Raw genomic sequence first — 20,787 nt, 5'->3', positions numbered from 1 at the left:
ATGATTGCGTTGTTGAAAGCACTCGCGCCCAACGAGGGGTACAACCTCACGGCGTTGCCGGACGTGCGAATTCTCCGTTCGGATCGCGCGTTGTCCCGCACGCCTGTTCTCTATGATCCCGGCATCGTGATTGTTTGCCAGGGAACCAAGCGGGGCTATTTCGGCGATCAGGTCTACGTGTACGACGAACAGCAGTATCTCGCTGTCGCCGTACCGGTGCCGTTCACGATGGAAACCGACGCTACGCCGCAACGCCCGCTTCTGGCCATCTACCTGCATCTGGACTTCGCCGTGGCGGCCGAACTCATGCTGGAGATCGACCGTCATCATGCACCCGTTCAGGCGTGTGCGCCGCAAAGCATGATGTCCAGCCCGATGGACCCCGCACTTCGAATCACCGTGTTGCGCTTTCTGGAAGCGATGAGCCGGCCGCTCGACGCGTCCATCCTCGGTCCGGCGCTGAAGCGGGAATTGTATTTCCGCGTACTGACGGGCGCGCAAGGCAGCGCGATGCGCGCGGCTTTGGCGATGCAAGGGCAGTTCGGCAAGATCGGCAAGGCGTTGCGCCGCATCCACGCGACCTATGCGCAGCCGCTCGACGTCTCACAGCTTGCGAGCGATGCGGGTATGAGCGTGCCGACGTTTCACAGCCACTTCAAGTCGATTACGCAAACATCGCCTATGCAATATGTAAAATCGGCGCGCTTGCACCAGGCTCGACTGTTGATGCTGCGTCAGGGCATCACCGCCGAAGCGGCGTGTCACGCGGTGGGCTACACGAGCGCGTCGCAGTTCAATCGCGAATTCAAGCGGCTATTCGGGGCGACGCCTGCAGCGGAGACGAAGCGCATGCGCGAGACGTTTTCGATGCCGCCGGCGTTTGCCGATTCCGATTACGTGTCGTCGCACTGACGTATTCGAAAAAACGACCGCAGCCTTCCGGCTGCGGTCGTTCGATCATGCCACTATGGCTCGATTGGAATTCGAGCTGTTATCCGAGCCACGTCTTGATACTGGCGGCCATTGTGTCGGTCGAGATGCCGTAGCGGTCGTGCAGCGTCGGCAATGCGCCGGCGGCGAGGAACTCGTCGGGCAGCGCAATCTGGCGGAACGGCGGCGTCACCCCCGCGCCGAGCAGCGTGCGTGCGACTGCTTCACCCAGACCGCCGATCACCGTATGGTTCTCCGCGACGATCACCATGCGTCCCGTGCGCTTCGCTTCGCGCAGGATGGTGGCTGTATCGAGCGGCTTGATGGTCGGCACGTGCAGCACGCCGACGCCGATATTGTCCGCTTCCAGTGCCTTGGCGACTTCGAGCGATCGCATTGTCATGATGCCCGACGAGATCAGCAGCACGTCGTTGCCGTCGCGCAGCAGCTTCGCCTTGCCGAGTTCGAACGTGTAATCGTATTCGTCGAGCACGGCGGGCACGTTGCCACGCAACAGGCGCGCATAGACGGGGCCCGGGCGCGCAGCGATGGCGGGCACCATCTGCTCGATATCGAGCGCGTCGCATGGATCGATCACCGTCATGTTCGGCATTGCGCGCATCAGCGCAAGGTCCTCGGCGGCCTGGTGGCTCGGGCCATAGCCCGTCGTGAGACCGGGCAGCGCGGCGACGATCTTCACGTCGAGGTTGTCTTCGGCGATCGTCTGATGGATGAAGTCGTACGCACGGCGCGTGGCGAACACGGCGTAGGTCGTCACGAACGGCTGCGCGCCTTCATGCGCGAAGCCGGCGGCGGCACCCATGAGCAACTGCTCGGCCATGCCCATCTGATAGTAGCGGTCAGGAAACGCCTTGCCGAAGATGTGCAGGTCGGTGTACTTGCCGAGATCGGCTGTCATACCAATCACGTTGCTCTTCGTGCGTGCGAGTTCGGCGAGTGCATGGCCGAACGGCGCGGAACGCGTGAGCTGGCCTTCGCCCGCGATCGAAGCAATCATCGCCGATGTCTTCAGGCGCGGCTTCTTCATAAGGGTGCTCATGCTTGCCTCCCGGCTTCGAGTGCTTCGAGCGCGAGTTGCCACTCGTGCGCATCGACGCGGATGAAATGGTTCTTCTCGCGTTCTTCGAGGAACGGCACGCCGCAGCCCATCTTCGTATCGCAGACGATGATGCGCGGTTGCGGCTGGTCGTGAGTGCGAGCGTTGTCGAATGCCTGCTTGAGGGCGTCGATGTCGTTACCGTTCACGCGCTGCGTGTACCAGCCGAACGCCTCCAGCTTTTCGACGAGCGGCTCGAAGGCCATGATCTGCGTCGACGGGCCGTCTGCCTGCTGGTTGTTCACGTCGACGATCGCGATCAGGTTGTCGAGCTTCCAGTGCGCGGCGGACATGAGGCCTTCCCAGATCGAGCCTTCGTCGAGTTCGCCGTCGGAGAAGAGCGTGTAGACGAATGCGTCCGAGTGCTTGCGCTTCAGTCCCAAACAGCGGCCGACGGCAATCGTCAGACCGTGGCCGAGCGAGCCGCCTGACATCTCCATGCCGGGCGTGTAGCTCGCCATGCCCGACATCGGCAGACGGCTGTCATCGCTGCCGTAGGTTTCGAGTTCGCCGGCGGGCAGGATGCCGGCTTCGAAGAGCGCGGCGTACAACGCAATCGCGTAGTGACCGTTCGACAGCAGGAAGCGGTCGCGGCCTTCCCATTCGGGATCTTCGGGGCGGTAGCGCATGGCGCCGAAGTAGGCGACGGCGAGCGCGTCGGCAATGTCGAGCGCCTGGCCGATATAGCCCTGGCCTTGTACTTCCCCCATCAGCAGCGCGTTTCGACGAATGCGGTAGGCTCGCTCGGCGAGCGTGACCGTATCGTTGACGGTTTCAGTGTCCATCGATGTCTCCAGTGTTCAAACGAAAAGGTGGCTAAGCGAATTAGCGGTTGACGGATCGGGCCGGCACCAGAAAAACGAGTGCTGCGCCAAACGTGATCGCGACAGAGATGAAGATCAGCCCGGCCGTGGACTTGCCCGTCAGATCGTTCAGCCAGCCGACGATCGCCGGGGAGAAGAAGCCCGCCAGGTTGGCGAAGCAGTTCACGGCGGCGATGCCCGCTGCCGCCGACATGCCGCCCAGCAAAGCTGTGGGCAGCGACCAGAATTGCGACGACGACGCGAGAATGCCGGCAGCCGCAATGCTCAGACAGACAATCGACGCCGCCACGCTGCCGAGCATCGGCAAGGTCGCAAAGCCCGCAGCGGCGATCAGCATCGGAATGGCGAGGTGAAAGCGGCGCTCGCGCCGGCGGTCCGCGCTCATGCCGATCAGCGGCAACGCGATGATTGCGCACAGATACGGAATGGCCGTGAACACGCCCACCCACAGCGGATCGGCAACACCTGACTTGCGGATGATGGTCGGCAGCCAGAAGGTCAGGCCGTATTGCCCCAGCACGACGCAAAAGTAGATGGAGGCCATCAGCCACAGGCGGCGGTCGCCGATGAACGCGCGGATCGACACGTGTGCGGTCTTATGTTCGGCGTCGGCGGCGACGTTGCGGGCGAGCAGGGCCTTTTCGGAGTCGGTGAGCCACTTCGCCTGCTTGATGCCGTCGTCGAGATACAGCAGGATCGCGAAGCCGAGTACGAGCGACGGCAACGCTTCGAGCAGGAACAGCCACTTCCAGCCGGCCATCGACATCGCGCCTTGCAGCGAATGCATGATCCAGCCCGACAGCGGACCGCCGACCATGCCTGCCAGCGGAATCGCCATGAAGAACAGCGATAGCGCCTTCGCGCGACGCTCGGACGGAAACCAGTAAGTCAGATAGAGAATCACGCCGGGCGCAAAGCCCGCCTCGGCGACGCCGAGCAAAAACCGCAGCACGTAGAAGGCCGTCGGCGACTTGACGAACACGAAGCTCGCCGAGATGACGGCCCACGTCAGCATGATGCGCGCAAGCCAACGGCGCGCGCCGACGCGATGCAAGATCACGTTGCTCGGCACTTCGAAAAGAAAGTACCCAAGAAAGAAAATGCCCGCGCCCATGCCATAGACGGTTTCGCTGAAGCGCAGATCGCTGAGCATCTGCAGCTTCGCAAAGCCGACGTTGACCCGGTCCAGGTAGGCGCCGAGATAGCACAGCATCAGAAAGGGGATCAGCCGGCGGCTGACCTTTGCGTACGTCTTCGCTTCGAACGTCTGCGAATCGTTGCGCGGCAGTACATCACCCGTAACCGGTGACGCGGTGTACTTCGCTTTCATGGAATGTCTCCTGCCATGTTTGCCCCGGGTTTGCCCAGGTGCGTCGATTGCACCGCCTGCTGGCGGCGGCGCGGCTCTCAGTGGATCAGCATCCCGCCATTGACGTCGAGCGTGACGCCCGTCAGATAGCTCGACAGATCGCTCAGAAGGAACAGGCACGCGTTGGCGACATCGGCGGCGTCGCCAAGCCGGCCCAGCGGAATGCCCTTGATGATGTCTTCGCGCATCGCGGGCGTCAGCTTGTCGCCCGTGATGTCGGTCTGGATCAGGCCCGGCGTGATCGAATTGATGCGAATGCGGTTCGGGCCGAATTCGCGCGCCATCGCTTTCGCGAGACCCAGCACACCCGCTTTCGCCGCGCTGTAGTGCGGGCCGCCGAAGATCCCGCCGCCGCGCTGCGCGGACACCGACGACATGCAGACGATGCTGCCGCCGTCCTGTTCCTGCATGGCGGGAATCACCGCTTGCGACATGTACAGCGTGCCGCGCAGATTCACGTCGACGATTGCGTCGAAGTCCTTGCCCGCGATGTCCATCGTGCGAACCGGCTGTGTGATGCCCGCGTTGTTCACGAGTCCGTCAATGCGGCCATAGCGTTCGAGCGTGGTGCGTGCGGCGGCAACGCACGCGTCCTTGCTGGTGACGTCGCAGGCAAGGCCGAGGTGTCCGGCGCCGAGGTCGGCGGCGGCGGATGCCGCGTCTTCCTTGCGCAGATCGAGGATCACGACGCGCGCGCCCTGCGCGGCGAGTGCGTTGGCCGTCGCCCTGCCGATGCCGCGCGGCGAGGCCGCGCCAGTCACGATGACGATCCTGTTCTCGAGCAACATGGGTTGTCTCCTGTGTGTTGATGTGTGCCCCGAGTGTCGGCTGACGGGGCGCGCGCATCAACGCGGAAACGCTCAACAATGGCTGAGAAAAATTCAGGTGAGGGCCGCCGGCGGAATGGGCGGCGCTTCGTTGCAGCGCAATAAAACCCTGCAGATGCGCTGCGGCGCTGCACTTACGACTGGCGTGGAGGCTCGGCAGCGGCCTCGCGCTCGATCCATGCGAGAAAGCGCGCCACGCGTGGCAGCTCCGCATTTTGCGCCGGATAGACGAGGTGATGCGCGCCGACTTCGACGGCATGGCTGTCGTCGAAGACGGGCACCAGCAAGCCTTCTCGAATCTTCACCGAGGCCAGCATCAGGCTTTCGAGCGCAATGCCCAGGCCGAGCGCCGCCGTTTCAAGCGACATGTACGAGCGGTCGAACGAAAAATCGAAGGTCTTGTGCGCCGCGGCTACTCCGGCTCTGCCAAACCATTGCTTCCATTGCACGAGCGGCGACTCCGAATAGATCAGCCGATGCGACAGCAGATCTTCCGGCGTGTTCACAGGATGACGCGCAAGATACGCGGGAGAAGCGAGCGGCGCGATGAACTCGCCGCGCACGGTCTTGACCTCGACGTTGCTCCAGTTGCCGTAGCCGTGCCGGACGTCGATATCGTAGAAGCCATTCGAGAACGAGACGTTCTCGTACGAACATGCGAGGTTCAACTGGATGTCGCCGTTCGCTTCCTGAAACGACGAGAGCCTCGGCATCAGCCACATGAGGCCGAAGCTCGGGCTCGAATGCACGCGCAGAATGTCGACGTCGGCGCGGCTGGACGCTCGCTCGGTGGCGCGGCTCAGATCTGCGAGCGAGCCCGTTACGTCGGACAGATAGCGCTCGCCCGTCGGCGTCAGCACGAGACCGCGGCCCGAACGCTGGAACAGCGGCTGCCCGATGATCGATTCGAGATTGCTCAACTGATGGCTAACGGCTGATGCCGTCAGACCGAGCTCATCAGCCGCGCGATTCACGCTCCCGGTTCGCGCGACGCTTTCGAACGCGATGATCGCCTTGAGCGGTGGAATACGCATAATGAAGTTGTTTTCAGTTGTGGTTGAACGAAACCGCCTTGATTGTTACGGCCGACAGGTGCTGCCATTCTGTCGGCAAGCCGCGCAGGTTCGTGGCGCACGACCGCGCAGGTTCGTGGCGCACGACGACAGCGAGCTATGATGCGACAGGGTGGAAGGTCTCATGCTTGCATTTTCAAGCCGGCATGGCGCAGCGCACCACCGCGACGACGGCGCATCCGTATGACCCGCCATCGATGCCGCCCACACAGAGCGATACCAACGCATTATCCGTTTTTCCCTCGCCGTGCGCGATTGCGGCCAGCGCACATCCGGTGCCGCAGTGTCTGGCAGGCAAGGGTCCGGGAACGGCGCTTGCGGCGGGCAATCGTCGCCCGGTCGGTAGCGGGATCGTTTGACTATTGATTGGCGCGTTGCACGATTCGTCTCATAGGGGCGAAACACCGGAGCGGTCCACAATGAGTATGCCGAGTTCAGAGGCTGCGAACGCCGGGCCGGCCGGGCGCACGCGCGGGCGGCGCGCGCAGGAGCTTGCGGGTTACGCGTCGAGTCCCGTGCGCCTGCTGTTCCGCTACGTTCGACAGCATCCGGCACAGCATGTGGTGATTCTGCTGGGCATCGTCGCCGCCGTCGGCTGCTCGCTGGGGTCACAGTTCGCGATCAGGAATCTGGTCGACGCGCTGCCCGCTGGCCGCGCGCATCCCGCGCACGTGATCCACGCGTTTCTTGTCATCGTCGTGCTGCTGCTCGCCGACAATCTGTTCTGGCGCATCGCGGGCTGGGCAAGCGTGCGGACCTTCGTCCAGGTCACGGGCGATGTGCGGCGCGAACTGTTCGGCTATCTGATCGGCCATTCGACAGGCTATTTCTCGAACGTGCAGCCCGGCACGCTCGCAAGCCGTATCTCCGCCACAGCCAATGCCATATTCACGATCGAGAACCTGACCGCGTGGAATGCGCTGCCGCCGCTGCTGTCGGTCATCGGGTCCGTTGTGCTGATCGGCTGGATCAGCGTGTGGATGGCGCTCGCGCTCGTCGCCATCTCCGTCTGCATGACGGCCTTTCTGTTCTGGCTCGCGAAGCGGGGCGGCGAGCGTCACGTGCACTTTGCGTCGCGTGCTGCGTCCGTCGACGGCGAGATGGTGGACGTGATCGGCAATATGGCGACGGTGCGGACCTTTGTCGCCACGGCGCGCGAGTGTCTGCGGATCGGCAGTTTTCTCGAGCAGGAAATGGCGTCTCGCGAAGCAAGTCTGCGGCACCTCGAAAAACTCAGGCTGGTACACGCGGTCATCACGGTGGTGCTGTCGTGCTGTCTGCTGGGCTGGGTGCTATGGCTCTGGACACAGGAGCGCGCGACGACGGGCGACGTGGTGCTGGTCAGTTCGCTCGGCTTTGCGATTCTGCATGGCACGCGTGATCTCGCCGTGGCGCTCGTCGGCATGATCCAGCATCTCGCGCGGCTTGCCGAGGCCGCGCAGTCGCTGCTCGTGCCGCGCGAGATGGAAGAAACGATCGGTGTCCCGTCCTTGCAGGTCCGCGACGCGAATATCGATTTCGAGAACGTCACGTTCTCGTATCCCGGGCGCCGCCGCGTATTGGATCATTTCAGCCTTCACATCGATGCGGGGCAGCGTGTCGGTCTGGTCGGACCGTCGGGTGCGGGCAAAACCACGATCCTGGCGCTACTGCAACGCTCATTCGATCCGCCGCCCGGCCTGGGGGCCGTTTGCATTTCGGGCCAGCGTCTTAGCGATATCAGTCTTGGCAGCTTGCACGATGCCGTCGGCGTCGTGCCGCAGGATATCTCGCTGTTCAATCGTTCGTTGCTCGACAACCTGCGTTACGGCCGTCCGAATGCGACGGAAGACGAAGTGCTGCAAGCCTGTGAGAACGCGAACAGTCTCGATCTGATCCATTCTTTGCCCGACGGCTTGCAGACCAATGTCGGCGAGCGCGGGACGCGGCTCTCGGGCGGACAGCGGCAGCGCATCGCGATTGCGCGGGCGTTCCTGAAAGATGCGCCGATTCTGCTGCTCGACGAGGCGACGTCGGCGCTCGACAGCGAATCGGAAGCGAAGATTCAGGACGCGCTGGACCGGCTGATGAGAGGCCGCACCGTGGTGGCGATCGCGCATCGTCTGTCGACGTTGCAGAGTTTCGATCGGATCGTGGTGATCCAGCATGGGCGGCTGGTCGATGACGGCGCACCCCTGGAACTCGCGGGCCGGCCTGGCATTTACCGCGATGTCCTGCTGCGTCAGGAGCGTCGCACGGCGGGTGCGCGTGCGTGACCGGTCTTACTTCCCCGCCGCACGCTCGCCTCGCCTCTCGCCGTCGATTCATTCGCCGCAAACAGTTCCGCCAGCCAGTCGATGAACACGCGCACTTTCGTGCTCAAGTGCCCGTTGGGCTGATACGCCACGAAAACGGGCACAGGGTCCGATACCCAGTCGCTCGGCACCGCCTCCAACGCACCGCTTCGAAGATGCGTGCTGGCGGAGAACGTCAGCACGTGCACGACGCCGAGACCTGCGAGGCTCATCGTCAGACAGCCCATGATGTCATTCGACGTGAGCCCGCGACGGTTCCGCACCTCGATGCGCTCGCCATCCCTCGCCACGACGATTGGAAAGGGCCGGTTGGTGCGCGACGCGATCGTGCGAATGACGACATGGCTCTGTTCGAGATCCGATGGATGCGACCGACGAAGGCGAGATTCTCTATGACAGCGGCAGCATCATCGAATCCCGCTGCATTCCCGAAGCTCGCGCAACTGGCGGCGCGCGCCATGGAACTCGAAGCATTCTCCAGCACGCTGCCCTTCAGGCAGGCATGAAAGCGAAAAAGCGGCGGTGCGAATCGTCGCACCGCCGGCAAAGCCCCTGAAACAAGGGGTGGAATTGCAACAACAACGTCTCCCGCGGCCGGGAGACTCCTTCATCACACGGTAACGCGTGAATCAGAACCGGTACGTCGCGCCGACCTGGAAGAAGCGGCCGAGATCGGTGTACAGCGACTGGTCGTAACCCGTGATGTCGGGCACGGCCTGCCATTCGACGTCGAACGGCGGCTTCTTGTCGAACAGGTTCGTGATGCCGCCATAAATCGTCCAGTGCTTGAAGCCGCGATACGTGGCCATCAGGTTGAACTGGCTATACGACGCGACCGACAGCGTGCCGCCATCGCCGAATTCCGCCGCGACGGCATTCGTGTACGGACCCGTGTACTGCCACGTCAGCGTGGTCGTGAACTTCTGGTAGTCCCAGCTCAGGCTCGTATTGCCCTTCCAGCGCGGGTTGCTCGCGCCGAACGGCTGCAGCAGCGCGAGGTTGTTGCCCGCGAAGTCTTGCGTCGGGCTGCCCGGGCTGTTCAGCTTGAAGTGCCACACATAGGCCCAGTCGCCCGATAGCGTGAACGTGCCGTACTTCGTGCCGACCGACTTGCGGAAGTTCATGTCGAAGCCGTCGGTATCGAGCGAGCCGAGATTCACGAACTGTTGCGCGACATAGCGGATCGTGCCGTCCGGATTGCGGATGACGACGGACGGATCGTTCTGCTGAAGCAGCGCGTTCGGGTCGTTCGTGCCGATCACGCCGTCGATGTGAATCTTGTAGAACGACGCGCCGATATCGGTCGACGTATCCGGGGACAGCTGGAAGCCGATGTTGTAGTTCTTCGTATGCTCCGGCTGCAGGTCGGGGTTGCCGTTGATCTGCTCGGTCGTGAAGTGCTTGGTCGGCACGCCGCTCGGATCGTTCGGGTCGACCAGGTTCTGGTGCGCGAGATACGCGGCCTGCGAGTTCTCCACCAGCGTCGGCGCGCGGAAGCCCCGGCTGTACGACGCGTAGGTCGTGAACATCTGCACCGGCTGGAAGCGCAACGCGAAGCTCGGCGAGAACGCGCCGCCGAAGTCGCTGTAGTGGTCGTAGCGGCCCGCCTGCGTGAACGTGAGGTTGCGGATAATCGGAATCTCGATCTGGTAGAACACGGCTGCGACGTTGCGCGAGCCGTCTACGCTCTGCACGTTGGCGGGCGCCGCAATGCCTTCCGACGCAAAGGTGCGCGGATTGATCGTCGAGCTTTCGTGGCGGAACTCCGAGCCGATGCCGAAGCCGACGTTGCCCGTCGGCAGCGTGAACAGGTTGCCCGTCGATGTCTTCGCCGTCACGCTATCGAGCTTCGAGATGGCCTGCTGATAGTCGTCCATGAACACGCCGTTCAGGCCATTGGGCGTGGAGGCGGGATTCGCGAAGTTATAGACGCCGTTGCCGAGAATGTTCTCGACACCCGCCACGTTGAGCGAGTTCGAGTAGTGCGTATCGACGGTACTTTGCGAGTGACCGTATTCTGCCGACCAGTCCCAGTCGCCGAGCTTCTGCGTCGTGAACGAGCCTTTGACACCCGTCGACGCCTTCCAGAACGTCGACACCGTATCCGCCGACGCGACGTTGTTGGGGAAGGTGAGGTTGATCGGCGTATCCACGCCGAACGGGTTAAACGGATTCGAGCCGGCGACAGTGCGCGGCAGCGGCGCGACCGAGCCCGTCGTGGGGTTGAATACGTTGGTGGTCGACGAGATCGAAGCCGGGCCCATCAGCTGCACGGTTTCGTTGCGGCTCGCCCAGAAGTCGGCGAAGGCCTGCGTCTCGTCGTTGATCTTGAACGTGCCGCGCACATTGGCGTTCAGGCGCGTCGTCGAAGGGATCAGCGACGTCGCGGCGGCCGTGTTGTACGTGCACGATGCGCCTGCCGTGTTGGCCGCGCTGCTGCCGGGCGGGCACGGGCTGAGCGCCTGCGTGGAGCCGTCGGGCAGGCCCCAGTACGACTGCTGGTTCGGCCCTAGCGGCGCCTTGAGACCGCCCGGGTATTGCGTGAAGTCCTGGTTCTTCGTCATGTCGCGGTCGGCCAGTGTCGAGCCGCTGTCGCGGTAATAGCTCGCCGCCGCCGTGACATTGAAACGGTCCGCGTTGAGATCGCCGAAGCCGGCCAGCACGCTGAAGCTGCCCTGGCCATCGCCCGGATGCTGCGCCTTGCCGAGTTGCCCGTCGACTTGCAGGCCCTGGAAGTTCTTCTTCGTGATGATGTTCACCACGCCCGCGATCGCGTCGGAACCGTACTCGGAAACGGCCCCCGTTTTGACGATTTCGATGTGATCGACCATGTTCAACGGGATCGAATTCACATCGAAGAAGGTGTCGGTGAAGTTCACGGCCTGCGCGTAATTGGCGACGCGCTGCCCATCGACCAGCACCAGCGTGTACTTCTCGCTGAGCCCGCGCAGCGCGATACCCGCACCGCCTGGCGCCGTGCCGTTCATCGTGCTTTGCGACCAGCTGCTGGCGGAGTTCGCCGACGTGCCGCGCAGGAAGTCGGCCACGGTGGTATAGCCGCTCGCCTGAATCTCCTTCGGCGTGATGGTCTGGACTTCGACGTTGCCGACCTTGTCCGACGTGCGGATCAACGACCCTGTGATTTCGACCTTGTCGAGTTTGCTGACGGCCGGTGCGCTGGCCGCAGTCGGCGCGGCTGCGCTATCGGGTTGGCTCTGTGCATGCGCGAGCGGGATGAATGCCGCCGTCAGCACCAGCTCGGCTCCTATGATTGTCCTGATCGCCGAGACCAGTCTCTTCTGTTTCACTTGCGCTCCTTCTTGTCGTTGAGACGACTTCTGTTGAACGATCCGCACGCATGCGAGTCGCTGCGTGCAGTCGTGCGACCGGGTCAGCAAGGTCCTCGCTGCTGACGCGTAACGGCGCCATGTCGCACGTCCCGTCCAGGGCGCATTGCCGATCGTGTCGGCGCGCTCTGGCTGAAAGCGAGCGCTGCCGAAAGCGAAACGCATGCCACGTCGGCGGCAAAAGAGCGGTGCGGTGGCGTTCGATACGAATTAATTCGTGTGCAAAGGATTGATTGGATTCGTAAAAAACAAAGTTAGATGGGAATGCGAAATATCAATGGAAAGTCTTAAAAGAACTTTCGCGCGAGTAACACAGTGGAAGGATTGGTGATACCCGCAAAACGCATTTAGAGCTATTCTTCTATTGGCGTTTACAGTGCGTGAAAAGCACTAACAAAAGGCGCGCTTTTCAAACCGGTGCGAATCATTACATTTCGCTTTTAATCTGTTTAGTAACTAAATCGGGGCATCCGCTTTAGCTGATAAAACGATGCTCATCAAACTTTGTTTGCATCGATGTGATGCTCAATCCCTTATCCTGTGGGCAACATTGCATGAAACGCAAAGACCGAACTCACGCCTCACGGTGCTTTAATGAAAGTGTAAATAACTTGTCTAATTCCAATTGAATAAATGCACTGTTTATTGCCATTCAAATGGGTCGTGCACCAATTGCGCTACTAAACAAAGTTTGATGGGCTGTGTGGATTGCGCGAACCAGGTCTAAGTCCGGGTGTTGCTCTTTAATTTGACGCGTTATATGCACGCGCGAGGATGCTGCATCGTCAGTGGAAATGTTTTAGCTGTGAAATTGGGTAATGCCTTGAAATACGGGCCTTTGCGCATCGGACACGCGGCTTCGGTTGGTCCGTCGCCCGCCGCATACGTGTCGACCTGGTACGGCCTTTGCATTGGAGGGCGCGCCTTTTTCCCGGCAGCCCACGAAGCCGCCGGTCCACTGAAACCCATGCCGTCATGCAACGGCTGTTCGATCGTACTAACCGGAGTCCGCAGTGCTGAATACGCTCATTACCTACTCGATCCAGTCGATGGGTCTGATTCCCCTTCTTGCCTTCATCTTCCTGCTCGGCATCGCGATCATCATCGAGCGCTTTGTGTTCTTCTCGCGCGCCGTGCAGGCGGGCAAGACACTCGAACACGACCTGAAGCTCGTCGATCCCGCCAGGCCGGACGATGCCGCCAAGGTCGCCGAGCACTATCGCGCGACGGTACAGGGCGAACTCGTGAAAACGGCCATGAAGGCGAAGGGCAAGACGGAAGCCGTCGTGGAGCGCGAGATCGAAGAGACGATCATGTTTCAGCTGCCGCGCCTCGACCGCAATCTGTGGATTCTCGATACGGCTGTGACGCTCGGCCCGCTGCTCGGTCTGCTGGGCACGATCATCGGCATGGTGGAGTCGTTCAACGTGCTCGGCACGAGCGGCACGGCCAATCCGAACGGCGTGACGGGCGGCATCGGCCACGCGCTGACGGCGACGGCCTGCGGCCTGACCATCGCGATCATCTGCGTGATCTTCCTGAACTATTTCAACAAGCGCATCCGCATGACGGTCAATCAGTTCGACCTCATCAAGTCGCTGCTCGTTTCGCGTTTCGCGGCCTGAAACCGCTATCTGCCGTAAAGGAGAAACACCATGCGAAACCATCGCAGCCACTATCTGGGCGGTGAAGAAAAGGCGCGCATCGAGATCATTCCGATGATCGACATCATGATGTTCCTGCTGGTCTTCTTCATGCTCGCGACGCTGAAGATGATCCAGGGCGCGGGCATCAAGCTCGACCTGCCGCAATCGAGCACGGCCGAACAGTTGCAGCAGACGGTGAAAGTGTCGATCGGCGTGACGAAGAACGACGAGCTGTATCTCGACGCCAAGCAGGTCACGCCCACCGAACTGACGGCTCGTCTGGAAGGGCTCGTGCACGATGCGAAGAAGGTGGACGTCGCGATCGCGGGCGACGAGGGAACGAGCTACAAGAACATCGTGAAGGTGATGGACCTGGTGCGCGCGGCGGGCATCAGTTCGGTTGCGCTGGCCACGAATCCGACGACATGAGCTCACCCGCCATCGATATGAAAGAACCACAACGGCGGCTCAATGGCGCACTGTGGGCTTCGTCGACGCCATCGCATCATGGCCGCATTTCGATGCGGCTCGCGATCGGCGCGGCGCTGCTGATCGAACTGTTGTTGATCGTTGGGGTATCGCACGTGAAGTTTCAGCAGGACCCGCCGCCTGCCCCGAAAGAAATGCGCGTGCAGATCGCTCCGCCCCCGCCGCCTCCGCCGCCCGAAGTGAAGAAGATCGAGCCGCCGCCCGCGCCCGAGCCGCAAAAGACCGTGCCGAAGCAGGTGCAGCCCAAGCCGCTGCCGGTGCCGAAGCCGCCGCCCGCGAAGCCGTCTGCCGCGCCGAAGGAGGCGAACATCCCGGCCGCTGCGAATCCCGCGGCGAATGCACCCGCGCTCGCGACCGCGCCGCCGTCGGCGACACCCGCGCCTGCTACGGCGGCCACGGGAACGGCGCCCGTTGCGCCGCCCGCGCTGCATGGCGTGGTCGATGGACGCGGGCATTGCCAGTCGGTGCAGCCGCAGATTCCGCGTCGCGCGCTGGAGCAGGGCATTTCTGCGAACGTGCTTGCGCATTTGTCGATCAACGCGGACGGCAGCGTCGGCGAGGTGAAGATCGTGCGCGTTACGCCGCCAACCACGGTCTTCAACGAGGCGGTGATCGCCGCGGGCCGCGCCTACAAGTGCGAAAAGAACGCGGAGCCGTATGTCGGCGAAGTGGAGTTTTCGTTCAAGACGACGGCATCGGACGACGATTGACGAATTCAACGGCATAACCTGAGAGACAGGCGACGCGCAAAGGCAGCGACCCATTGCCGATGCGCCCGTTCGATGCAGCGCGCGCGGGTTACGAGCCTGCGCGCGCATTCAACCACGCTGATGATGAGACGCACCCTGATCCTTCGTTTTCGCGCGACGGCCGGCCACGCATGCGTGCTCGCGCTGATAGCCGGCATCGCGCTGCATGCAATGCCCGCACAAGCGAGGCCATCGATCGCGCAATACGACGAGCCGAAATACCCGCCGGAGTTCACACATTTCGACTATGCGAATCCGGATGCGCCAGCGAACGGCACGCTTAATTTTCAGAACTACAACGAAGCGCAAAGTTACGATTCGCTCAATCCGTTTCTCGTGCGTGGATCTCCCGCACCCGACATCCAGCACTTGATGTTCGATACGCTGATGCAGCGTAGCTGGGATGAGCTCGCATCCGAATACCCGTTGATTGCCGACGACGTGGAAGTCGCGCCCGATGGATTGTCGGCGACATTCCATATCGATCCGCGCGCGCGCTTTTCGAATGGCGACGTTGTAACCGCAGCGGATGTCAAATACTCGTTTGATACGTTGAGCAGTGCTGCCGTGTCGCCGCTGTTCAATTCGCAGTTTGCGCTAATCAAGCGCGCGACTGTAGTGGACGCGTCGCACGTTCGTTTCGACTTTCGGCATGCGGATCGCGCTGCGCCGCTGATCGCGGGAGACATTCCCGTCTTTTCGCCGAAATGGAGCGCGCAGCCCGACGGCAAGCGCATTGCGTTCGATCAGTTGACCAGCGTGCCGCCTATTGCGAGCGGCCCGTATCTGATCGAGCAACGCAAGAACGACAAGCAGATCGTCTACCGGCGCAATCCCGCGTATTGGGCCGCCGATCTCCCATCGCGACGCGGCATGTACCGTTTCGAGCGCATTGCATTCAAGCTCTATCTCGATCATTACACACAGCTCGAATCCTTCAAGGCAGGCGATACCGATGTGCAGGTCGAATACAGTTCGACGCAATGGGCGCGCAAATACATCGGCAAGAACTTCGACAATGGTTTGCTGACGCGTCAGCTATTTTCCAATCACGGCGCGCAGATGCAGGGCCTGATGTTCAACACGCGCAAGCCGATGTTTCGCGATGCACGCGTGCGTAAGGCGCTTTCATACGCGTTCGATTACGACTGGATGAACCGGATGATGTTCTACGGGCAGTACCGGCGTCTGAATAGCTACTTTCAGGACAGCCCTTTTGCGGCAAGCGGTTTGCCTTCGGAGAAGGAGCTTGCATTACTGGAACCGTACCGCGCGCAGCTGCCCGCGAGCGTGTTTGCCGCGATGCCGAAGCAACCCGACACGCTGCCGCCGCACACGCTGCGCGACAACCTGAGACAGGCTCGCGACCTGCTAGCCGAAGCAGGATGGCGCGTGCACGACGGTCAGTTGCGCGACGCGAGCGGCACGCCGATGAGCATCGAAATTATCGACGACCAGCCGGGCATGGACCGCGTCATCCTGCCGTTCATGCGCAATCTGCAAACGCTCGGCATCGACGCACGCTTGCGTGAGATAGACAGCGCGCTTTATCAGAAGCGGCTCGACAACTTCGAGTTCGACATGACCACGTTTATCTATCCGACCGTGACGATTCCGGGCGTCGAACTGGAGCATCGCTTTGGCACGGCATCGGCATCGCAAAGCGGATCGGAGAACTATCCCGGCGTGCGCTCGGCAGCGGTCGATGCGCTGATTCGCGCCGTGTTGCGGGCGAAATCGCTGGAGGAACTGCAAACGGCGACGCATGCACTTGACCGTGTGCTGATTGCCGAGTGTTATCAGATCCCCGAATACTATTCGCCCGCTTCGCGCATTGCATACCGCACTTCCCTGGGCTTTCCTGATCTCGTGCCATACACGTATCAGGCGGAAGACTGGGTGATCAGCTACTGGTATCGCAAGCCGCCGGCTGCGAGCGTTGCGTCCACAAACGTGCAATGAGGAGCAGACCGTGCTGATGTATATCCTGAAACGGCTGGCCCTGATGGTGCCGACGCTCATCGGCGTGGTCACGCTGACCTTCGTCGTCACGCAGTTCGTGCCGGGCGGCCCTGTCGAACAGATCATGACGCAATTGCGCCACGGCGCGCGCCCGGGCGGCGAGGGCGGCGCGGGGGGCGGCGGCTATCATGGCAGTCAGGGGGTGGACCCGCAGCAGATGGAGCAGATCAAGAAGCAGTTCGGCTTCGACAAGCCGCCGCTCACGCGTTACTTCGCGATGCTCGAAGACTACGCGACCTTCGATCTCGGCCAGTCCTACTATCACCACCAGAGCGTGTGGGGCGTCATCCGTTCGAAACTGCCCGTGTCGATCACGCTCGGATTATGGACGGTGATATTGACTTACCTCGTGTCGGTGCCGCTCGGCATCGCGAAGGCGGTCCGCAACGGGTCGCGCTTCGATACCGTCACGAGTGTCGCCGTGCTGGCGGGCTATGCAATTCCAGGCTTCGTGTTCGGCGTGCTGCTGTTGATGCTGTTCGGCGGCGGCACGTTGTGGCAGGTGTTCCCGATGCGCGGCCTGACCTCGGACGACTTCGACGACCTCAGCGCGATCGGCAAGGTGCTCGACTATCTGTGGCACATCGTCTTGCCGGTGACGGCCGCCGTAGTGGGCAACTTCGCGGTCGTCACGATCCTGACGAAGAATACGTTTCTGGAGGAGATCGGCCGTCAATACGTGCTGACCGCAAAAGCCAAGGGTGTGCCGCAACGCGACGTGCTCTTCAGACATGTGTTGCGCAATGCCGCGATCCCGCTTTTGACTGGCTTGCCCGCGGCATTCGTCGGCGCGTTTCTGAACGGCAATCTGCTGATCGAGACTTTGTTTTCGCTCGACGGCATGGGCCAGCTCTCTTACGACTCCGTGATCCGCCGTGACTATCCCGTCGTGCTCGGCTCGCTATTCCTGTTCACCCTGATTGGTCTTTTGACCAAGCTCATCGCTGACGTGTGCTATGTCCTTGTCGACCCCCGCATCCAGTTCAACCGCACCGGGCGCTAGCAGCGCAGTCGCCGCGCTGCCCGTGTCGCCGTCGCCGTGGCGGCGCGTGTGGCGGCGTTTCAGAAGCCAGCGTCTCGGCTTCTGGAGCGCGGTGATCTTTTCGACTCTTTTCGCGCTGAGCTTGCTAAGCGACGTCGTGGCAAACGACAGGCCGCTTCTCGTGCGCTACGAAGGCCACTATTACTTTCCTATTGCTAAAGAGTACCCGGAGACGCTATTCGGCGGCGACTTCACGACCAGAGCGAATTACCTCGATCCTTTCATTCGCAGCCGCATTCAGTCGAATGGCAACTTTGCGATCTATGCGCCAAATCATTACCGCTACGACACGATCGATTATTTCGCCACGCGCCCGTACCCTGCGCCGCCCAATGCCGACAACTGGCTGGGAACGGATCAGTATGGGCGCGATGTACTGTCGCGGCTGCTCTACGGTTTCCGCCTGTCGGTGCTGATGGCGTTGGCACTCACCGTATCGGGCGTCGCATTCGGTGTTCTGGTGGGTGCCGTGCAGGGTTTTTACGGCGGCAAGGTGGATCTGATCGGTCAGCGGCTGATCGAAATATGGAGTTCGATGCCCGATCTTTACTTGCTGATCATCTTTGCCTCGATCTTCGAGCCGAGCTTGTGGCTACTCTTCATTCTGCTGTCGATGTTCGGCTGGCTGGTGCTGTCGGATTACGTGCGGGCCGAGTTCCTGCGCAACCGTTCACTCGATTACGTGAGGGCCGCGCGCACCATGGGCCTGTCGAATGGACAGATCATCTGGCGCCATGTTCTGCCGAACAGTCTCACGCCCGTCATCACGTTTCTTCCATTTCGCATGAGCGCGGCAATTCTCTCGCTGACGAGTCTCGACTTTCTGGGGCTTGGCGTTCCGCCGCCCATGCCGAGTCTCGGCGAGTTGCTGCAGGAAGGAAAGAACAATCTCGACGCGTGGTGGATTTCGGTGTCGGCGTTCGCGGCGCTCGTCGTGACTCTGCTGTTGCTGACTTTCATGGGCGACGCATTGCGCAATGCAATGGACACGCGTGCGCGTGGCTCCGCATTCGGTGGAGGGCACTAATGACAAAGCCACTTCTGGAAATCGATCATTTGACGGTGCGCTTTGGCGAGCAAGGCGAAAAGCGCGTCGTCGACAATCTTTGCCTGAGCGTCGCTGCGGGCGAGCGAGTCGCGCTGGTGGGCGAGTCAGGCTCGGGAAAGAGCGTGACGGCGCTGTCCGTCTTGCGCCTTGTCGAGCATGCGAAAACGAGCGGGCGCATCATGCTCGACGGCGAAGATCTGCTGCAAAAGTCCGAGCAGCAAATGCGCGGCATACGCGGCGCGGACGTCGCGATGGTCTTTCAGGAACCGATGACCGCGTTGAATCCGCTCTTCACCATCGGGCAGCAGATTGCGGAAAGCCTGCGGCTGCATGAAGGCTTGCGCGCCAATGCTGCACGGGCACGGGGCATCGAATTGCTGGCGCGCACGGGCATTCCCGAGCCGGAGCGGCGCATCGACAGCTATCCCCATCAACTGTCGGGCGGTCAACGTCAACGCGCGATGATCGCGATGGCGCTTGCGTGCAGACCGCGTCTGCTGCTGGCCGATGAACCGACCACCGCGCTCGACGTGACCGTGCGACGGCAGATCGTCGATCTGCTGATCGATCTGCAGGAACAGGAGGCCGCGCATCACGGCATGGCTGTTCTGTTGATCACGCACGACCTCAATCTCGTGCGGCACTTCGCGCAGCGCGTAGCGGTGATGGAAAAGGGGGTGCTCGTCGAAAGCGGCGCGACGAAGGAACTGTTCGACGCGCCGCGTCATCCCTATACGCAAAAGCTTCTTGCGAGCGAGCCGCAGCGGCAGGTCTCGCCGGTCGCGTCCAATGCGAAACGTGTGATGGAAGTGCAAGGGTTATCTGTCGACTATGCGACGAGCGGCGTGTTCAGGCGCCGGGCATTTCGCGCGTTGCACGGCATCGATCTGTCGTTACGGCACGGCGAGACGTTGGGCATAGTCGGCGAATCCGGTTCCGGTAAATCGACGCTTGCGGCAACCCTGCTCGGCTTGCAACCTCCCGCAGCGGGAAGCGTTCATATCGACGGCATGCCGTTGTCGACGTTGCGCACCGCGTCGTCGCGCAAGTCGCTGTATGCGAAGTTGCAAGTCGTATTTCAGGACCCGTTCGGCTCTTTGTCGCCGCGCATGGCGGTCGAGCAGATCGTGGGCGAAGGCTTGCGGGTGCATCGGCCGGGACTGGATGCGCATGCGCGGCGCGAACGGGTCGCCGCGCTGTTGCAGGAAGTGGGCATGCCGTGGGACGTGATGCTGCGGTATCCGCAGGAGTTTTCGGGCGGGCAGCGGCAGCGAATTGCGATTGCCCGCGCGCTTGCCGTCGAGCCGGAAATCCTGATTCTCGACGAGCCGACCAGCGCGCTCGACGTGTCGATACAAAAGCAGGTGCTGAGCCTGCTCGCGAATCTGCAAAAGAGCCGCAGGCTGAGCTATCTGTTCATCACGCACGATCTGGCCGTGATACGCGCGATGGCGCATCGGGTGGCGGTGATGAAGTCCGGGCGTATCGTCGAAACGGGCGAAACGCACGACGTGATGGAGGCACCGACGCATCCCTACACACGCAAGCTCGTGGCTGCCTCGATGATGTCTGCAACGCCGCTTGCGGTGTAGTGGGCGGCCATCGGCGCCGCGAAGCCAACTGATTCGTCGCGGCATCGAGGTAAGCCGGCCGTTTGGCTGGCTGCTTCAGCAAGTGACGGGGCGATTATCGGCACACCTCGAGTTGAACGATCCGACATTGACCCGCGAGGTGCTCGCCGCGATTGACGGCGGCACGACGGCCTGAAGCGAATGGCCGTTGCGAGTGCGCGGCTTTTCAATGGCGATCTGAGTCTGCGGGAATCGGGCGCGCAATATTCAATGAGGTGGACGCGCCCTATTTAATCGCGCTGCGGGTTCGCGTAATAGTCGGAGGATATTCTTATTAATCGGGATCGATCATTTCCCCATTATCGTGCGCACTGAAAATTTAAACGCATGAATGGCGCATTCGTATTACGAAAACGAAGAAAAAATATCCATATCGATC

The 20,787-nt window shown here is 61.7% G+C and carries 17 protein-coding genes; 10 read left to right on the top strand and 7 right to left on the bottom strand.

What is annotated here, in order from left to right:
* Entirely contained in the window at positions 1 to 912 is a 912-nt protein-coding gene (locus KFO72_RS07115) for an AraC family transcriptional regulator (protein ID WP_060610544.1), read from the top strand.
* 79 nt (positions 913 to 991) lie between these two features.
* Here the strand turns inward: KFO72_RS07115 and KFO72_RS07110 are convergent, their stop codons facing one another.
* The 5 genes from KFO72_RS07110 to KFO72_RS07090 form a co-directional block, all read right to left on the bottom strand.
* Positions 992 to 1,990: a transketolase family protein gene (locus KFO72_RS07110; protein WP_225031733.1), complete on the bottom strand. Its 999-nt coding sequence runs from the start codon at positions 1,988 to 1,990 to the stop codon at positions 992 to 994.
* A complete protein-coding gene (locus KFO72_RS07105; protein WP_225031732.1) occupies positions 1,987 to 2,832 on the bottom strand; it encodes a transketolase in 846 nt (281 codons plus the stop codon). The genes KFO72_RS07110 and KFO72_RS07105 overlap by 4 nt, the downstream gene beginning before the upstream one ends.
* Before the next feature lie 40 nt (positions 2,833 to 2,872).
* Positions 2,873 to 4,201 carry an MFS transporter gene (locus KFO72_RS07100; RefSeq protein WP_060608912.1) on the bottom strand — a complete coding sequence of 443 codons (1,329 nt, stop codon included), beginning with the start codon at positions 4,199 to 4,201 and terminating at the stop codon, positions 2,873 to 2,875.
* Between the two features lie 77 nt (positions 4,202 to 4,278).
* Positions 4,279 to 5,028, bottom strand: coding sequence for an SDR family NAD(P)-dependent oxidoreductase (locus tag KFO72_RS07095; RefSeq protein WP_225031731.1), 750 nt, complete (start codon positions 5,026 to 5,028; stop codon positions 4,279 to 4,281).
* Between the two features lie 173 nt (positions 5,029 to 5,201).
* A complete protein-coding gene (locus KFO72_RS07090; protein ID WP_054931015.1) occupies positions 5,202 to 6,101 on the bottom strand; it encodes a LysR substrate-binding domain-containing protein in 900 nt (299 codons plus the stop codon).
* A gap of 458 nt (positions 6,102 to 6,559) precedes the next feature.
* On the opposite strand from KFO72_RS07090, the gene KFO72_RS07085 reads away from it, so the two are divergent.
* Positions 6,560 to 8,395 carry an ABC transporter ATP-binding protein gene (locus KFO72_RS07085; protein WP_225031730.1) on the top strand — a complete coding sequence of 612 codons (1,836 nt, stop codon included), beginning with the start codon at positions 6,560 to 6,562 and terminating at the stop codon, positions 8,393 to 8,395.
* Here KFO72_RS07085 and KFO72_RS07080 read toward each other — a convergent pair.
* Entirely contained in the window at positions 8,362 to 8,760 is a 399-nt protein-coding gene (locus KFO72_RS07080) for a LysR substrate-binding domain-containing protein (protein ID WP_225031740.1), read from the bottom strand. The genes KFO72_RS07085 and KFO72_RS07080 overlap by 34 nt on opposite strands.
* A gap of 35 nt (positions 8,761 to 8,795) precedes the next feature.
* Between KFO72_RS07080 and KFO72_RS07075 the strand changes: the two genes are divergently transcribed.
* Positions 8,796 to 8,990 carry a hypothetical protein gene (locus KFO72_RS07075; protein WP_224100804.1) on the top strand — a complete coding sequence of 65 codons (195 nt, stop codon included), beginning with the start codon at positions 8,796 to 8,798 and terminating at the stop codon, positions 8,988 to 8,990.
* Between the two features lie 73 nt (positions 8,991 to 9,063).
* On the opposite strand, the gene KFO72_RS07070 is transcribed toward KFO72_RS07075, so the two are convergent.
* Entirely contained in the window at positions 9,064 to 11,742 is a 2,679-nt protein-coding gene (locus tag KFO72_RS07070; protein ID WP_060610542.1) for a TonB-dependent receptor plug domain-containing protein, read from the bottom strand.
* A gap of 1,052 nt (positions 11,743 to 12,794) precedes the next feature.
* Between KFO72_RS07070 and KFO72_RS07065 the strand changes: the two genes are divergently transcribed.
* The 7 genes from KFO72_RS07065 (at position 12,795) to KFO72_RS07030 (ending at position 20,369) form a co-directional block, all read left to right on the top strand.
* Positions 12,795 to 13,406 (top strand): MotA/TolQ/ExbB proton channel family protein, encoded by a 612-nt coding sequence (locus KFO72_RS07065; protein ID WP_054931013.1) that lies wholly within the window; start codon positions 12,795 to 12,797, stop codon positions 13,404 to 13,406.
* Positions 13,407 to 13,436: 30 nt separating this feature from the next.
* Complete coding sequence (locus tag KFO72_RS07060) at positions 13,437 to 13,856, top strand: ExbD/TolR family protein (RefSeq protein ID WP_054931012.1); 420 nt, start codon at positions 13,437 to 13,439, stop codon at positions 13,854 to 13,856.
* Positions 13,853 to 14,626 carry an energy transducer TonB gene (locus KFO72_RS42020; protein ID WP_054931011.1) on the top strand — a complete coding sequence of 258 codons (774 nt, stop codon included), beginning with the start codon at positions 13,853 to 13,855 and terminating at the stop codon, positions 14,624 to 14,626. The genes KFO72_RS07060 and KFO72_RS42020 overlap by 4 nt, the downstream gene beginning before the upstream one ends.
* Before the next feature lie 120 nt (positions 14,627 to 14,746).
* Positions 14,747 to 16,627: an extracellular solute-binding protein gene (locus KFO72_RS07045; RefSeq protein ID WP_412101765.1), complete on the top strand. Its 1,881-nt coding sequence runs from the start codon at positions 14,747 to 14,749 to the stop codon at positions 16,625 to 16,627.
* Between the two features lie 10 nt (positions 16,628 to 16,637).
* Positions 16,638 to 17,690, top strand: a complete 1,053-nt coding sequence (locus tag KFO72_RS07040) for a microcin C ABC transporter permease YejB (RefSeq protein WP_035996031.1) — start codon at positions 16,638 to 16,640, stop codon at positions 17,688 to 17,690.
* Complete coding sequence (locus tag KFO72_RS07035) at positions 17,644 to 18,756, top strand: ABC transporter permease (protein ID WP_062918580.1); 1,113 nt, start codon at positions 17,644 to 17,646, stop codon at positions 18,754 to 18,756. Before KFO72_RS07040 ends, KFO72_RS07035 begins: the two co-directional genes overlap by 47 nt.
* Positions 18,756 to 20,369, top strand: a complete 1,614-nt coding sequence (locus KFO72_RS07030) for an ABC transporter ATP-binding protein (protein ID WP_224100803.1) — start codon at positions 18,756 to 18,758, stop codon at positions 20,367 to 20,369. Before KFO72_RS07035 ends, KFO72_RS07030 begins: the two co-directional genes overlap by 1 nt.
* The last annotated feature ends 418 nt before the right edge of the window (positions 20,370 to 20,787 follow it).

It is taken from the genome of Paraburkholderia sp. XV, from assembly GCF_020177535.1.
In the GTDB taxonomy this organism is placed as follows: Bacteria; Pseudomonadota; Gammaproteobacteria; order Burkholderiales; family Burkholderiaceae; genus Paraburkholderia; species Paraburkholderia caribensis.
The sequence above is the reverse complement of the archived record's forward strand: the minus strand, read 5'-3'. Positions and strand labels throughout refer to the sequence as shown.